Origin of the sequence: Pseudoalteromonas sp. T1lg10, from assembly GCF_002964545.1 — a bacterium.
Classification (GTDB): domain Bacteria; phylum Pseudomonadota; class Gammaproteobacteria; order Enterobacterales; family Alteromonadaceae; genus Pseudoalteromonas.
Genome location: NZ_PQBV01000051.1, coordinates 533,927 through 549,606 on the forward strand (window position 1 = coordinate 533,927; position 15,680 = coordinate 549,606).

The window sequence follows — 15,680 nt, forward strand, 5'->3', positions numbered from 1 at the left end:
CCGCCGCTCCCTATTACAGCAAGTTGCCGTCGTCAGCATAGGCCTTTAAGCGCAAACCATCGGCGTCTTGTTCATTCTCGCTCGGCACCCATTTGTTCATGCAGCTGGGTGTTTGTGTGCAGGGATCGGTTAAGGTTGCCAAGAATGCCAATAAATCTTCGATTTGCTGTGGCTCATAACTCTGTGGCTGCAACTGTGACTTACCCTCACTTTGCAGTCGGTCCAGTTGCGCCAAGGCCAGCTCGGTGTTGTCTCGCCAATGCGCTATTTGTATTCCCGGCTGATTGTCATCGGGCACATAATCGCTAATGCTTTGATAAGGTTGTAGGTGATGGGCAAGCATGTCGCTGAGCTCGGTAAAGGCGCCGCTGTGTCCCCAGGGTCCGGTTTGCGTCACATTCAACAAGGTCGGGGTTCTAAATGCATACTTATCATCCGCCGCCTTGGTTTCCCGGTAACGGCCAAAATCATCGTCTCCCCACTCGCCATCACCTTTGCCACGACCTATTTGCGGCACCGCCAGCACATGGAAAGACTCGTCGGTGAAAAAGCCACCCTGATGGCAACTGGCACAAGCAAAGCCGCCCTGCTCGCTTGTTTTGTAAAATAGCAGCGCCCCACGCTTGGCTTGCTCGCTGATGGCATTTTGCTCGCCGTTTAGATAGGCCGCCCAGGGGTTATCGATTAGCACCTGGGAGTTTTCATATGCGGCAATGGCCAGGGTGATGTTATCAAAGGTCAGCAATGAAGCAGCGCTACCTTCGGGTTGCTCCAGGCCTTGACGAAAGGCTTCCAGCCAGTTGTTGATGGCCAGCTCGTCGGTGTTGCCCTGAAAACGCTCTTGCAGAGCGGCACGTAAATCGTCGTTATTACCATCAATAACAAAGTCAAAACCACGCATCTCCTCTTTTGAGGTCACCGGGAATCGCGCTTGCGCCTGAGCCAGAGAAACGCCGGCCTTATCATCACGCTCGCCGAAAGCGGAGTCTGGAGTGCGCATTTCACCTTGTTCATCTAGCACTTCGATACGCCCATCATGGAACAAGGTACGTTGATAGAATGCCAGGTTAAAGGTGCTGGGGGAGTTACGGGGAACGGTGGGCCCGCCATCATGGTGATAACCGTTGGCATCATGAAGACGACCCGGCCCAAGCAGGTCGGGCTCCAGCGCTTCCACGCCCACCGGCAAGGTTAAGGCATCGCCACCGCCTAAATTGGGGTGATGGCAGCTGGCACAGGCGGTGTCTAAATTGCCACTGAGCGCCTTGGTAAAAAATAGCTGCTTGCCCAGTTGTGCCAACGGGCTGTCAATGGCGACGGCCTCTTGCGGTGGTGCTAAAGGGGCAATCTTGTCTGTGGCGATCAGGCTTTGCAGCTCGACTTCTACCGCAGAGACTTCAACGGCGGGTGGCTCCTGGGTTTGAGTATCGCTGGAATCACAGGCACTCAGCATAAAGCACACGGCCAGAGGCAGCGCTATTTTTGTTGTCATTGCGTTATTCTCATTAATTGGATTTATTATTGCTTTGCTACGCCAGGCTACATATCAGGAAGGCTGCAAGCTAGATAGCAGGCGTTCAGAATGCGGGCATGGTATCCCAAGCGCGCCTTTATTAACATTATTTAACATTAAATAAAGCGCTTTATTGCATTTGAAGGAGGATTCAGACCTATATCTAGTTAGAACATAACTAGGCTATGCATTAATTAAGGTAAATAACGGAATAAATGACTAGAATTCGTCCCTTAAAAAATGACATAATTACATGATTATTACAAATAAATAACAACAATAAGGGAATTATCCATGAAGAAGCTCACCTTAGCTGCCCTGATCTCTGCCACGCTCGTGGGTTGTGGGGGCTCGGACAATAATGACGATTCGACCCCGACTCCGATAAACACAAACACTTCCCCGACCCTTAGCGGCACCCTCACTTACGATGTAAAAGCCGCCGCCGAATACCAAGCGGTATTAAATCTAGCCGATGCCGATGGCGACACCATCTCGGTTTCGGTAGCAGATAAACCTGCGTGGTTAAACACAGAGGTAGCAAATTCGCAGCTCACTTTAACCTTAGCTCCAGGCTTTTTTGATATTGGCGAACACGCAGTTACTTTACAAGTAAGCGATGGCAAGGCCAGTGTCGATTATCAACTGACATTAACCGTAGGGGATAACCCAGATAAATGGCAAGACATTGCGCTTGGAGATGGGGTACTCGAAGGTTTATGGACTAACCCTGCTAACGGCAGTTCTTTAGCATTCACCGAAAGCAACAACGGGGTTATGACCGATGCCAATGGTGATATCCATCATTTTTCCTATGAAGTGAGTGACACAGGTTTTACTACAGATATAAAAAAATATGCCTGCCTATCATGCACAGAATATGACTGGTTGGAGTTCGAAGTTGTTGCTCAAGAGCAGGATAAGATTCGTGTGGTGCTGAGCACGGGTGAAACAGAAACCGTTATGAATTTAAATAAAACGGTTCACCCTGAGTTACAACCGAGCTATTTCTTCATCGACGAGCCATCAAGCTATTATGGGGTCGGCCAGCTTACGCCAAGCACCAATAAGGCCAGCCTGCCTGTATTCTTTGCAAGAATAAAAGGGAAAGACTTCAATAGCACGACTATCAATACCCAAATAGAAGGTAATCGGCTGGTTATTCCTGCTCTTTCAGAGGATTTTTCGAGGTCATTCTATGATATCGATTATAACTATGTGGAATTATTTTTTACTCATCATATAGACGGTATTAAAGTACTGGCGCAAACGGAGCAAGGCTTAGCCATTGAGTTACTGCACTACAATGATTTAAAGGCAGAATCTCAAGGTGTCAGCTTGCTTAATCCGAATGAGCTAGAAGACGCACTTATGCCGCAGGCGGATGTGCTCATTTATAGCAAGGTAGATAAGATCTCTGCGCCAGCGCTAGCGACTGGTGCTAGTTACTCGGGACGCTTTATTACAGAGGCGACCACAATTGGTGAAGAAGAGTATTTGATTGGTGGTACGGTCCTGACATTGGAGTCGGCGAGCAAGGCTAAAACGCAAATTTACAGCCCTAAAACCAAGCAAAGTGAGGAACGCACTGTCACACTGACTCAAGGCGCGGATATCCTGGCTGTAAATGATGGAACAACGACCACGGAATACAGCTTCTTTAGTAATGGAGAGAGAACCTGGGCAGCTCGGTATTTTGCAGAGTCAGAAAGTTATATTGCCTACCCCTTTATGGAAGTGGATACCAACCTGGCATCGGCTAACACGCTGAGCGATGTTATCGGCATATACCAGCATCAGGATGCATTCACTAGCTTGGATAGCAAAGACACCACTAATTATATGTGGTTGCACAGCGACGGCTTTGGCAATTATAGCGAGCTCTTTAATTATCAGCCAAGCGTGAATGATTTCTACAGTGGACGAGACCTATGGAAGCTTGATGAGCAAGGCAGAATTCAGTTTATCTCAAACTATTATTGCCCTACTGCTACAAACTATGATGAATGTTATACCGAGACGCTGGCGACTCCGGAGGCGGTGTATTTTATGCGTTCGCTACGTCCGCTGCACAGCGAAGGTGGTCAGATCCTCTTTAGTTACAGCTTTGCCGTAAAAAGTGGTGCAAGTGACTACTCATATCAGAGCCTAAGGCTGCTCAATAAAGTTGAGTAAATAGAAGAAAAAAGCCGAGCAGAAGCTCGGCTTTTCTTTGCTGATTAAAGCGGTTCGTTAACTTTAACGACCATTTTACCGAAGTTGCGCCCATTGAGTACGTCGTTCAATCCCGCCGGCGCATTTTCAAGGCCTTCTATCATATGCTCCTTGTACTTGATCTTGCCCTCGCTCACCCACTGTTGCATATCCTTGGCGAACTCGTCATAACGGTGGCCGTAATCATCGTAAATGATAAAGCCTTTTACCGTCACGCGCGTTACCTGCAAAAATGACATCAACTGGTATGAGCGGTCCGGCCCTGCCGGCAGCTCGTCACTATTGTACTGGGAAATATTGCCGCACAAAGGAATGCGGGCGCAGGGGTTTAATAACGGTAATACCGCATCGAACACCTTACCGCCAACGTTTTCAAAATACACATCTATGCCCTTGTCACAGACGGCGGCTAATTGCTCAGCAAAATCATCCGCCTTATGGTCGATACAGGCATCAAAGCCAAGCTCTTCAACCACGTAGCGACATTTTTCTTCGCCACCGGCAATGCCCACCACCTTGGCGCCTTTAATTTTTGCAATCTGACCCACGTTCGAGCCCACCGCACCGCTGGCCGCCGCGACCACCACGGTTTCGCCTGGCTGAGGATTGCCGATATCCAGCAAGCCCATATAGGCGGTAAAGCCGGGCATACCCAAGACACCCAAGGCCCAGGATGGCTTACTGGGATTTTTACCCAGGTTAATCGCCATCTCGCCTGTGCTGATGGCATAGTCCTGCCAGCCGTTAATCGACAGCACCCAGTCACCGACGGCATAACCATCCAGGTTAGACTCCACTACTTGCGCCACCGTGCCACCGAACATCACCCCGCCAAGAGCAACCGGCTCGGCGTAAGACTTGGCATCACTCATGCGCCCACGCATATAAGGGTCGAGCGAGAGATAAACGGTACGCAGCAGCATTTCCCCTTGTTTTGGGCTCGGGATCTCCCCTTGGTGCAAACGAAAGTTTTCGGCTGTGGGTTCCCCGACCGGGCGTGAGTTCAACAGGATTTGACGATTAACTGTATTCATTAATAATTCCTAAACATTTTTGAATGGTTACTCAAGTATAATTGGGATCGTCACTCGGCTTTCAAGACGGCAAAGCGTTGCAAAGTGTAATTCTAGGTAATAAAGCGTTATTAGCCCTAACAAGTCGAGGCGCGCCAGTGAAGAAACCTGGGCAAAGGCGTTCATCATTCGGTAGACTCTTTACAAAAGTCCCGTTGTCGAATCTCATGAGCTTTAACCCGCATTTGCCCCTGGTTTATCACCCAAATTACTCATTCAGCTTTGATCCCAACCATAGGTTCGTAATGAGCAAATTTGCGCGCCTGTATAAGCATGTGAAGGAGTTGGGCTTAGTGCGAAACAACCTGCATCAGCCGGAAATAGGCTATCCGGACGATCTCGCCCTGGTTCACTGCGACACCTATATCGACGATCTGTGGCACAATCGTCTCGATGCCAAGGCCATGCGGCGCATCGGTTTACCCTGGTCACCCAGCTTAATGGCCCGTACCTTTACCGCCCCGCTGGGAACACTGAAAACAGCCCGCCTGGCACTTAAAAATGGGCTTGCCTGTCATCTCGCCGGGGGTACCCATCATGCGCATTATGATTTCGGCTCCGGCTACTGCATGGTCAACGACCTGGCCTTCACCGCCCAAACCCTGATCCAATCGGGCGAGGTGACCAATGTACTTATCTTTGACCTGGATGTACATCAGGGCGATGGCACCGCAGCGCTTTTGCAACATCAGCCCTATGCCTACACCTGTTCAATCCACTGTGAGAAGAACTTCCCGTTTCGGAAATGTGCCAGCGATCTCGACATAGGCCTGGCCAATAATATGGGCGATGAGGAATATTTGGGCATAGTCGATGACACCCTCAGCCATTTATTGCACAGCTTAAACCCGGATTTAGTGCTCTACGATGCCGGCGTCGATATCTGGCAAGAGGATGGCCTGGGCAAGTTGGATATCAGTTGGCAGGGCATAGCACGTCGGGATCACCTGGTTCTCAAACGCTGCCTGGAGCACAATACCCCGGTAGCAACCGTAATAGGCGGTGGCTATGACAAGGATCATGCCCGCTTAGCGGCGCGTCACGGTATCGTTATTGAACAAGCGATGCGTTTTTAAGTGTGGGTACCTTGTCATCACCTCGCCCGTTCCACCCCATGCGTAAGTAATTCAGCGCGATACTGAGGGTTTGGGAGGCATTAACATAATGATTGTTCATTGACTTTATCCCATTGTATTGCCAGATTTAAGTTATTGAAGCTAAAGGCTTTGGAGCAAACAATGGCAAACTGGTTAGAGGCAAAAGTAAAACGGCTGATCTGGTGGAATGAAAAGCTATTTAGTTTAGTGGTTACTGCGGATATTGAACCATTTACGGCCGGACAATACACCAAGCTGGCGCTGCAAATCGGCGATGAGCGCGTAGCAAGAGCTTATTCCTTTGTTAATCCACCGAGCTCAAAGAACCTGGAGTTTTACCTGATCAAGCTGGATGATGGCGCCCTTTCCGCAGCCCTGGCACGCTTAGAGCCCGGTGACAGCGTGCAAATTGCCGCCAAGAGCAATGGCTTTTTCACCCTGGATGAGGTGCCAAGTGCCGAGCAGCTGTGGATGTTAAGCACGGGCACCGCCATCGGCCCGTTTTTATCTATGCTGCAAGAGCAACGGGTATGGCAACAATTTCAACATCTGGTACTGGTACACTGTGTTCGTCACAGCAAGGATCTCAGCTATAAAGAGATGATCCTGGAATTACAGGAGCAATACCCACAATTACACTATGTGCCCGTGGTCACCCGCGAGAGCGAAGCCACGCCACTGAAACAGCGCATTCCGCAACTGATTACAAGTGGCGAACTTTTTGCGCACGTTCAGCTTGAAGCCACCCCGGATGTGGCACAGTTTATGATTTGCGGTAATCCCGACATGGTCAAAGAAACCAGTCAATGTTTAATGGATTTAGGCTACAATCGCAACCGCCGCCGAAGCCCGGGGCAAATAACCGTAGAGCAATACTGGTAGTAACCAAAGGACTAACACCCACTATGAAAACCCATATTGTCGCTATCTTGGCAGCCCTGCTTTGGCAACCGGCACTGGCCAATGACAGCGCAGAACCGCTGAGCGCCCAAGCAAGCGAGCTGGTTGAGAATCAACTCGAGCAGCAAACCGCAAAGCAATTAAGCAAGGCACAACAACAGGCCGTTGCCGTGGTCGATGCCCTGCTGAGCGCTTACAACGACAAGGATATCGATACCTTTATTAGCTATTTTGCCGAAGACATTTCCTTTTATATGTTCCCGGATCAGCTGATGTTTAGTGGCAAGGAACAGTTAATCGCCCGCTATGGCGCCATGTTTAAAAGCCTGCAATGCGTAAAAAGCACACCCATTAAACGCATAGTTCATGGTAAATACGTGATAGATCAGGAGCTTTCCGAGTCATGCTCCAAAGACCCCGAGGTGGTGGATAAGCGTGGCGAAGTGGTTGCCAGCTATGAAATCAATAATGCCAAGGTAACCAAGGTCTTGTTTTTTAGAGGTAAATAACTACCGCTCAGCAAGCACTCTTACAGAAAAAAAGGCGGCCATTGGCCGCCGTTTTTATATTTAAATCTATTTCGATTAGCCGTTAACTATGTCGTTAAAGCTGGCATTATCGTGCAGGCTGGCAAAAGCGCTTTCGTGAAGCAGCTCATTGCGTAGATTTGGCGAGTATTCCAGGGCCATACGTATATCCGCCAGGGCATCGCTGTGCTTATGCAGCAAAGAGTATGCACAGGCGCGCTGCCAATAGGCGTAACCATAGTCTGAGTCGATATCCAAAGCCAGATTACACAACATAATGGCCTGCTGAGTATCGCCTAACTCCAATAAAGCATCCGCCTTGTAGGCGATGGCTTCAACGTCTTCGGGCTTACGGGAAAGGATTTCGTCATAGATTTCCACCTTAGTGCCGTAATCACTTTCAAGATTGGCGCGCATCCACAAGGAGTGGATTTCATTGGTAATGGTGATCTTTTTCTGATTATTGAGTATGGCTTCAGAGCGTTCACGCAACTGACTTTCTAACCCGGCCAGTCGCGATTCATACTCTTCCGTAATCGCTTTTACCCGGGTGTTAACTATATCTTCTACCTTGTTTTTCACATCACGCAATGAATTCCAGCCCACCAATACCAGGATGGATACTGTGGCGGTAATAAGAATAAAGAGGTTATTCATTGTATCTGTGGTGTAGCCAAGGGCGCGGTCGGCGGTGTCCAACTGAGCATGAGCTATTTTTTCCACGTATTCGGCGCGCAATGCCTGCTGATCTTTGCGAACCGCCTGCAGTTCATCGAGAATATAACGTTCGATCAAGGGGCGGTACATGGGCCCATCCAACTGTGAAACCGATTGCTGCGCCTGAGCTTGTTGCTCTTGAGAAAGTCCTTTCGCTTGTTGCTCGGGGAGCGTAACCGGCTCCTGCTCGGCCTGTGCCCACGCATTTTGCGCCGTTGAAACACTCAAAATAACACCAAATAGCAGGTAACTCGCCCATTTCAGCATGCTTAGATCCTTTTTCTCTTATTTTTGCAGCCCCTATGATGCCAGCTTGGCAACGCCTAGGCAAAAAAAAGCCAGCTACAAATGTAGCTGGCTAACCTGCTTAACAACAATAAAGGTTCAAGGAACATTAACAGGAGTGAATGGCCATAGTATTCCTCACACACTGAACCCATACTTAATTTATCTTATTGTTAGTTATATTTTTTTTGCTGCTAGATTCGTCAGTATTTTTAGGCATAATAGGTAACACTTGTGTAACTTTAAAGCAGTGTTCTCGTCAACTTATAAGATTTGGTTAACGCAACAATTGCGGCTCCCTCGGATTGAGCGGCTTTCAAGACAAAAGTTAAAGATACATGGGGACGAGCCCGAGCGTGAATAAACTTTATCCTGGTGAGGCAAGACTCTGATATACAGGGCAAGTCTCCTTAACCTTTTGGATAAGAGCAAATCTGGCAGGATCGACACCAGACACAATTATGTGGCTTTATTGGATAATCGGTTTGCAACTGGGAAAATGTGGGCTTTACTTCCTAATAAGGCCGTTTTCAGCACGGTACACAAGAACACAAGAACACAAGAACACAAATAATAATAACGCGGTTACCAACAGGAAGTGTATATAAACGCGAAATTCACCTAGCTTATAGGGTATTGATAAGGGTAAGGACTTGCCAGATCATGCTGATTTAGGATTATAAATGTTTGATATAAGCAAAATTTACAAAGGTAAGATTTTTTTGTTTGCAGTGGCCATATCGGCTTTATCAACCTTATCTATGATACTGTTTTATAAGCTTTTTGCGCAAAATATGAACAACACCGCCAAGGTGCTTTTTTTGCTCAGCTCACAACTGCTGGTAACCTTCGCCTTGTTGCTGCTGGTGTTCAAGAAGGTTAACAAGCATGCAGGCGTTATCAAGCAGCTACTCAACTCCATTAACGATGTAGTGCTGATCAAGGACTATCAGGGCAACTTCCAGTTTTGCAACGACACCATGGCCAAGCTTTACAACAGCTCGCCGGAGCAAATGCTTGGCAAAGACGACTTTTACTTTATAAACAATAAAGAGCAGGCCGACTTCTTCAAAGAAAATGTTCAGGCCATTATGCGCCGCTTTGAAATAGAAGAAGTGTACGAGTCGACCACAGATGCAAATACCGGAGAAATCCGGCACTTTCACTCCATAAAGGTGCCATTTCGCGACGTTCGTGACCGACTTCATATTGCCGTTATCGCCAAAGACATCACAGAGATCACCCGCTTAAAAGAAGAAGCGGATCGCAACAAAAAGCGCTTAGAGCATGTGTTGGACGTTTCCGAAGAAGGGCTGTGGGAATGGAACGTACAGACCAATCAGGTGCTGCATAATCGCCAGTGGGAACTGATCACCGGCATTGAACATAGCGACAGTTCATTTAAGGAATTTGAGCAATGTATCGTCCCTGAAGACCGTCCCATGGTTGCCAAGGTGCTGAAAACTCTGATGCGCAACCACAAGTCCTACAGCATCGAATTTCGCATGAGAAAGCCCAACGGCGAGGTGATCTGGATATGGGATCGAGGACGTGTGGCCGAATTCGACGACAATAACGAGCCACTGTGGCTGGTAGGCCTGGCACTGGATATTACCGAAGAGAAAAGAAATCAGGATAAGATAGTCAACCTCGCCTATTATGATCAGCTCACCGGTTTACTCAATCGCACACGATTGGAAACAGAGTTAGAAAAAGCAATAAAATCAAACCAGGAAACAGACAGTTATAGTGCATTACTGTTTCTCGATCTGGATCGTTTTAAATTATTAAACGACAGTTTTGGCCACCATATCGGTGATCAGCTACTCAAGGTAGTGGCCGAGCGTCTAAAGCATATCAATCAGGGCCAGGGGATTATTTCCCGCTTTGGTGGCGATGAATTTGTGATTGTCCTTCCCCAGCTCAACAAGGTTCAAGGTGAAGCATTGCGCATCGCAGAACATTATGCCGAACTGGTACTTAAAGAAATTTCCAAATCAATATCCTTGGCCAGCGACATACAAAATATAGATATCGACTACTCGATCACCGGCAGCATTGGCGGTGTGGTGTTTACCGCCGATGATCTGTGCACCATGAAATTGCTGCAGCTGGCAGATATGGCCTTGTATCGCACCAAGGCCAGCGGTGGTCAAAAGGCGATGATCTTCGATACCAATATGCAGGATGAACTGCGTCAGATCAGTGAACTGCAAAAAGCCATGCATGACTCCATCGCCAATCGTGATTTTTGCATTTATCTGCAGCCCAAGTTCGATATGAAAGCCACCCTGATTGGCGCCGAAGCCCTAATTCGCTGGCAGCACCCTACCTTAGGTTTGCTCTCTCCTGATGTATTTATGCACATGGCCGAAGAAAGCAATCTGATCGTGCCCATGGGCGCCATAGTGCTCGAGCGCGCCTGCCAGCAACTTGAGCAATGGCAGCGCCATGACCACAGCAAACACCTGCATATAGCGGTTAATCTTAGCGCTAAAGAGATCTGGCGCGCCCACTTTGTCGAAGACTTTATTAAGGTGGTGCAGCAATACCAGATTGACCACAGCAAGCTGATCGTTGAAGTGACCGAGTCCGTGCTTATTCGTGATATCAATGATGCCACAGACAAGCTCAATAAACTCAGAAAGTTTGGTGTCTCCATCGCCCTTGATGACTTTGGCACCGGCTACTCATCATTGAGTTATTTGCGCTCGCTGCCCATAGATGAAATTAAAATCGACCGCTCCTTTGTGCAAGACATGGTCACAGATGAACATGCCCACCTGGTGGTGAAATCCATTATCGATTTGGCGAATAACTTTAATCTCACCGTGGTCGCTGAAGGTGTTGAAACGCAAGAACATTTTAATTTACTGAAAAGCTACCAGGTCGACTCTTACCAGGGTTACTATTTCAGTAAGCCGATATCTGCAACTGAGCTTGAACGCTTGTTTATCACCTCTGATGCCAAGGTTGAGCAAGGTAACAGCTCACAGCTGGGTTCGGCGATAATAACAGACTAATAAATAAACGGAACTTATGCCATGACCGAATTATCAGCAGCAAGGCAGCACAACGCAGACGATAACTGGCTGGATGCCGAAGTCTGCTACATCGAATTGGAAGGTGGCTTTTTTGGCCTGCTCACCAACGACGGTAAACGCCTGCTGCCATTAAATCTGCCCAAGGCATTCTGCAAACCAGGCGCCAAGGTCAAACTGCGCGGTCACGAGCAGCGCGAGATAATGACCATACAGCAGTGGGGCACCCCCTTTCACCTTACCCAGATTGAATTTATTGACCCAGAGAGCAACGCCAAGCTACATAACCCCCTGATGTAAAAAACGTTGCAAACGCTGACTTGCTCGGCCCAGATGCGCTACAATGGGCCGGCGGCACGCCCCAAGGGCTATGACGCAAGGAACCGAGTTAAGCCACACAGATCATGGATGAAAAAATGAAATCACGCCGATTAAGTAAACCCCTGGTGTTTGTTTTAGTGCCCTTATTGGCCATTGTTTTACCTGGCCTTGTCACCTACACCTATACCCCTTACACGCTAACAATCAAGGATGTCATCCTAGATCGCACCAGTGGCACTTTGGTCAAATACCAGGGCGAATACGGCCCACGCACCCCCTGGTCGGATTATGTTGCAGTACGTATTCCCAGTAATCTCGATGGGGTGAGTATCACCCGCATCGCGCCGTCTGCGTTTGAGCGTATCCGGCTATCCAAGGTCATTATTGCCGATTCGGTCACCCACATCGGCAAGCGCGCCTTTTGGGACAGCAAACTCAGCAGCGTTCGCCTGCCCGCAGCCCTGACACACATTGGCGAAGATGCCTTTAGATTTAATGAGTTAGTAAGCGTAGATTTACCGGACACGCTGAGCAGGATTGACGCCGGGGCGTTCGAGTACAATCAGCTGACCCAGGTTAATCTGCCCGACTCGCTGAGTCATTTGGGGGCGGATGCTTTTCGGGTCAACAAGCTCACTTCGGTCGCTATTCCCGCGGCGGTGACACGAATTGATGAAGGCACCTTTGAGCACAATACCCTCACGGCCATCACCCTGCCAAAAACACTGGAGCATATTCACTATTCCGCGTTTCGCTATAACCGAATTGAAAAGGTAAACGGCAAGATCACACATGGCTTTATTTATGGGGAAGAGTCTAACCGCACCTTGATTGCCTATGGCGGCGAGCGTAAGGCCATTACCCTGGCCGATTCGGTCACCAGCATAGCCCCTCATGTCTTTGATTGCCAACACCTAACGGCCGTCACCCTGCCAGACTCGCTGATCCATATAGGCACCAGCGCCTTTGATAGTAACGAGCTCACCGAGGTGATCCTGCCCGACTCCGTTACCTCGATTGGCAGTTATGCGTTTTGGGGGAATCCTACGGCCGAGATAACTGCTCCGGCAGCGCTGAAAAGTATGGGCACCGACGCGTTAAAAACGCGCCTGCACCCAAGTTGGGACTATATGGATGAGCTCAGAAGAAGTCTATGCATAGTTGATGAGCCAGCCTAACCAATACGCCCTTTACTCATTGGCCAGGGCGTATAACTCATCGATATCACTGATGTAGATCTTTTTACGCTTAACCTCGAGTACGCCCTCTTGCTTTAAGCGGGTGAACTCGCGGCAGACCGCCTCAGAGGACACACCCAGTAAATTAGCAATATCGGCACGACTCATGGGTAACTCAAAACACAGGGTCGGCACCCTTGAGCTGCCCAGGCGCGAGGAAAGGTTCAGCAATAAGGAAGCGACGGCCGACTTAATGCTTTTGGTCGGCAGTTGACGCAGGTGCTGATCGGCGGAAAACTCCTGGCTGATAAGACTTAGCATGGTCAGCAATACATCGGAGTTGGCAACCGAGTCCTGTAGCAGACGAGCAAAAGGAATTTCGCACACTCGCGAGTCCTGCAACGCCGACACCGAATAAAAGTGTTGCTGCTGTGCCAAACCGCCAACGCCAATAACATCGCCGGGAAAATACAGCCCGGTGAGCACTTCCTTGCCCGAGGTCGTTAGTCGATAACTTTTGAATGCACCGGATTGCACCAGGTAAAGCGCTTTAAATTCATCCTCTTGGCGGAACAAGTGCTGCTCGGCGTCAAGGGATTTGCTGCCCTTTACCAGCTCGCTTAGGCGCACCTGAGGTGTCTTCTGAGCGGCCTTGGCCTGCTTGCCTAAGCCCAGCTTAGGTGCCAACAGGTTAAAAATACTTCCTTGCATAGCCAGCTCCAAATTCACAGTGTTCAATGGCATGTTGTGATCAATCATGGGTGCCTCGCTACATTCAATTCGCTGTTCGTGTCTTGCATGCTGCTAATTTAGCCAATTCAATGGGGCGCTCGCTATGCGTAGATGTACCTATGGGGGATCGGAAACTACTTATATTGACGTAAAAGTGAACATGGTAGCGTGCCTTATCAGTTGTTTTTTAGGTCGAGGCCTTGCCCATGAAGTTAATACGCACCGCACTCACCCCTTTAGTTTTATCCGCTCTAGGATTTGTCACTGTGGCTGCCCACGCCGATGGCATGGAGCATATTGAGGTGCTCAGCAGCACCTCGAACTTTTATCAATCCAGTCTGAAGTTAATCGAGGTCCAGCACATCGACCCGCAGCAAGCCCAGGGCTCGCCATTGCAATTGTCAGAATTGCTGGCGCAGGAACCGACCATTTCCCTCAACGGTCAGGGCGGCATGATGCAAATGTACAGCATGCGCGGCTTTTCCCGCTGGCGAGTGCAAACCCTGGTAGAAGGCATTCCCATTTATGGCGATCGTCGCGCCGGCAGCGCCGCCGAGTTTATCGACCCGGCGTTAATTAGACAGGTGCAGGTCATTCCTGGCGCCGCTTCAACCTACTATGGCTCCGGAGCCATGGGCGGTGCCGTGGATATCAAACTGAACCGCGTCGAGGCTCAACAATTGGATGCCCAATGGCAAAGCAATAACCAGGCGCAACATCTGGCCTGGCAAGGGAGCAAGGAAGGCATTTCCTGGGGACTGTCGACCCGCACAGCCGATGAAGGCGAAAGCGCCGATGGCAACAGCATCTACAACGGCTACGAAAATCACAATGTGTTTTTAAGTGCCGACCTTGAGCTTCCCTACCTCACGCGTGCCTGGGTGCTCTATAGCGAAGGCAACAATCTGGGTAAGGCCAGTGCTTCGCCACTGAGCAAGAAACGCACCCTCTACCCACGAAATGATCATCTCTTAGCCAAGGCGGAGTTTGATTTTGACCAGATTTATGCCGATGTCTATGTGCACAATGCCCATCTCGATACCTATATTGAGCGCCCCAACAAGCGCATCAATAGCCTGAGTAATTCATCCTTGGATTATGGGGCGGCACTTTACGGCTATCAATATTTTGGCGATTGGGAGGGCAAATGGCGTTTGTCCTTCGATGCCAGAACCCAGGTGCAAGCCACAGAAAATGAGCTTGATTTAGCCTCGGGCCTAACCAGCAGCGACACCGTGCTGGACGCCAGCCAGTACCAGGGCGCCCTTGTGTACGATGCGACCCGTAGCCTGGATAACATCGACCTGTTGCTTGGTGGCCGCCTCGATTACAGTAAAACCAAGGCACAACAAGGGAGCCGCAACGACACCAATGTCAGTGGCTTTGCCGGTATTAGCTGGGCACTCACGCCCGAATTAGCGGCGAAGTTTATCACCAGTACGGCCTTTCGCCAGCCGGCGTTGACGGAAAGCTATTTTTTTGGTGAACCCCCCCGCGGCCGCGTGGAAGGCAATCTCGACCTTGAGCCGGAGCAAAGCCTGGGCTTTGAAGCCAAGCTATCCTACCAACAATCGGATTTTAATTGGAGCCTTAGCGCCTTTTCCCAGCACATTGACGACTATATCGAGCGCATCGATATCGATGCCGATACGCGTCGCTATATCAATGTTGGCTCCGGGAAAATTAAAGGACTGGCATACAAGGCGGCATTTCAGGTAACCGACAACTTCTCCCTCGGCCTCGGTGGTCAGTGGCTTAACGGCGAGGATGAACAGGGTCGCCCCCTTGCCGACATTGGCGCCGGCGAACATAAACTCACTTCGACCTACCAGGGCGACCGTTGGCAATGGGATCTGGGTGTAACATTACGCAGTGCCAAGGACGAGGTGGGGCCCTCCGAGTTACCCCTGCCCAGCCATACCTTGCTTTCGACCAAGCTGACCTATCAGCTCAATGAACGAACCAAGGTACGTCTGTGGCTCGACAATGCCGGTGATCGCCTCTATCGCGTCAGCGCCGATGACAGTGCACCCTACGCGCCGGGGCGAAACGTGGGCATTGCCATCAGCTACCAGTTTTAAG

12 protein-coding genes are annotated in these 15,680 nt (G+C 49.5%); 8 read left to right on the plus strand and 4 right to left on the minus strand.

Features of this window, described 5'->3' with window-relative positions:
- Positions 1 to 13 precede the first annotated feature (13 nt).
- Positions 14 to 1,492, minus strand: coding sequence for a cytochrome-c peroxidase (locus tag C2M17_RS15660; protein WP_105201636.1), 1,479 nt, complete (start codon positions 1,490 to 1,492; stop codon positions 14 to 16).
- Between the two features lie 315 nt (positions 1,493 to 1,807).
- Here C2M17_RS15660 and C2M17_RS15665 point away from each other — a divergent pair, with 315 nt between their 5' ends.
- Positions 1,808 to 3,688 carry a hypothetical protein gene (locus tag C2M17_RS15665; RefSeq protein WP_105201637.1) on the plus strand — a complete coding sequence of 627 codons (1,881 nt, stop codon included), beginning with the start codon at positions 1,808 to 1,810 and terminating at the stop codon, positions 3,686 to 3,688.
- Between the two features lie 44 nt (positions 3,689 to 3,732).
- Here the strand turns inward: C2M17_RS15665 and C2M17_RS15670 are convergent, their stop codons facing one another.
- Complete coding sequence (locus tag C2M17_RS15670; RefSeq protein ID WP_105201638.1) at positions 3,733 to 4,761, minus strand: NADP-dependent oxidoreductase; 1,029 nt, start codon at positions 4,759 to 4,761, stop codon at positions 3,733 to 3,735.
- A gap of 206 nt (positions 4,762 to 4,967) precedes the next feature.
- Here C2M17_RS15670 and C2M17_RS15675 point away from each other — a divergent pair, with 206 nt between their 5' ends.
- From C2M17_RS15675 to C2M17_RS15685, 3 genes are all read left to right on the plus strand, one after another.
- Positions 4,968 to 5,876 (plus strand): histone deacetylase family protein, encoded by a 909-nt coding sequence (locus C2M17_RS15675; protein ID WP_105201639.1) that lies wholly within the window; start codon positions 4,968 to 4,970, stop codon positions 5,874 to 5,876.
- Between the two features lie 162 nt (positions 5,877 to 6,038).
- Entirely contained in the window at positions 6,039 to 6,779 is a 741-nt protein-coding gene (locus C2M17_RS15680) for a ferredoxin--NADP reductase (protein WP_105201640.1), read from the plus strand.
- Between the two features lie 23 nt (positions 6,780 to 6,802).
- Complete coding sequence (locus C2M17_RS15685) at positions 6,803 to 7,306, plus strand: nuclear transport factor 2 family protein (protein ID WP_158681438.1); 504 nt, start codon at positions 6,803 to 6,805, stop codon at positions 7,304 to 7,306.
- 75 nt (positions 7,307 to 7,381) lie between these two features.
- Here the strand turns inward: C2M17_RS15685 and C2M17_RS15690 are convergent, their stop codons facing one another.
- Positions 7,382 to 8,308 carry a tetratricopeptide repeat protein gene (locus tag C2M17_RS15690; RefSeq protein ID WP_105201642.1) on the minus strand — a complete coding sequence of 309 codons (927 nt, stop codon included), beginning with the start codon at positions 8,306 to 8,308 and terminating at the stop codon, positions 7,382 to 7,384.
- A gap of 812 nt (positions 8,309 to 9,120) precedes the next feature.
- Between C2M17_RS15690 and C2M17_RS15695 the strand changes: the two genes are divergently transcribed.
- The 3 genes from C2M17_RS15695 (at position 9,121) to C2M17_RS15705 (ending at position 12,866) form a co-directional block, all read left to right on the plus strand.
- Positions 9,121 to 11,349: a bifunctional diguanylate cyclase/phosphodiesterase gene (locus tag C2M17_RS15695; RefSeq protein ID WP_158677880.1), complete on the plus strand. Its 2,229-nt coding sequence runs from the start codon at positions 9,121 to 9,123 to the stop codon at positions 11,347 to 11,349.
- Positions 11,350 to 11,370: 21 nt separating this feature from the next.
- On the plus strand, positions 11,371 to 11,667 hold the full coding sequence (locus C2M17_RS15700) for a hypothetical protein (protein ID WP_105201644.1): 297 nt from the start codon (positions 11,371 to 11,373) through the stop codon (positions 11,665 to 11,667).
- Positions 11,668 to 11,783: 116 nt separating this feature from the next.
- Positions 11,784 to 12,866, plus strand: a complete 1,083-nt coding sequence (locus tag C2M17_RS15705; protein ID WP_158684054.1) for a leucine-rich repeat domain-containing protein — start codon at positions 11,784 to 11,786, stop codon at positions 12,864 to 12,866.
- 12 nt (positions 12,867 to 12,878) lie between these two features.
- Here the strand turns inward: C2M17_RS15705 and C2M17_RS15710 are convergent, their stop codons facing one another.
- Positions 12,879 to 13,577: a Crp/Fnr family transcriptional regulator gene (locus C2M17_RS15710; RefSeq protein ID WP_158684055.1), complete on the minus strand. Its 699-nt coding sequence runs from the start codon at positions 13,575 to 13,577 to the stop codon at positions 12,879 to 12,881.
- A gap of 227 nt (positions 13,578 to 13,804) precedes the next feature.
- Between C2M17_RS15710 and C2M17_RS15715 the strand changes: the two genes are divergently transcribed.
- Positions 13,805 to 15,679 (plus strand): TonB-dependent receptor, encoded by a 1,875-nt coding sequence (locus tag C2M17_RS15715; RefSeq protein WP_105201647.1) that lies wholly within the window; start codon positions 13,805 to 13,807, stop codon positions 15,677 to 15,679.
- Position 15,680: the final 1 nt, after the last annotated feature.

Bases quoted from the DNA above. Each gene is read 5' to 3' on its own strand.
- C2M17_RS15660 (WP_105201636.1), bottom strand. From the start codon at position 1,492: ATGACAACAAAAATAGCGCTGCCTCTGGCCGTGTGCTTTATGCTGAGT.
- C2M17_RS15665 (WP_105201637.1), top strand. From the start codon at position 1,808: ATGAAGAAGCTCACCTTAGCTGCCCTGATCTCTGCCACGCTCGTGGGT.
- C2M17_RS15670 (WP_105201638.1), bottom strand. From the start codon at position 4,761: ATGAATACAGTTAATCGTCAAATCCTGTTGAACTCACGCCCGGTCGGG.
- C2M17_RS15675 (WP_105201639.1), top strand. From the start codon at position 4,968: ATGAGCTTTAACCCGCATTTGCCCCTGGTTTATCACCCAAATTACTCA.
- C2M17_RS15680 (WP_105201640.1), top strand. From the start codon at position 6,039: ATGGCAAACTGGTTAGAGGCAAAAGTAAAACGGCTGATCTGGTGGAAT.
- C2M17_RS15685 (WP_158681438.1), top strand. From the start codon at position 6,803: ATGAAAACCCATATTGTCGCTATCTTGGCAGCCCTGCTTTGGCAACCG.
- C2M17_RS15690 (WP_105201642.1), bottom strand. From the start codon at position 8,308: ATGCTGAAATGGGCGAGTTACCTGCTATTTGGTGTTATTTTGAGTGTT.
- C2M17_RS15695 (WP_158677880.1), top strand. From the start codon at position 9,121: ATGAACAACACCGCCAAGGTGCTTTTTTTGCTCAGCTCACAACTGCTG.
- C2M17_RS15700 (WP_105201644.1), top strand. From the start codon at position 11,371: ATGACCGAATTATCAGCAGCAAGGCAGCACAACGCAGACGATAACTGG.
- C2M17_RS15705 (WP_158684054.1), top strand. From the start codon at position 11,784: ATGAAATCACGCCGATTAAGTAAACCCCTGGTGTTTGTTTTAGTGCCC.
- C2M17_RS15710 (WP_158684055.1), bottom strand. From the start codon at position 13,577: ATGCAAGGAAGTATTTTTAACCTGTTGGCACCTAAGCTGGGCTTAGGC.
- C2M17_RS15715 (WP_105201647.1), top strand. From the start codon at position 13,805: ATGAAGTTAATACGCACCGCACTCACCCCTTTAGTTTTATCCGCTCTA.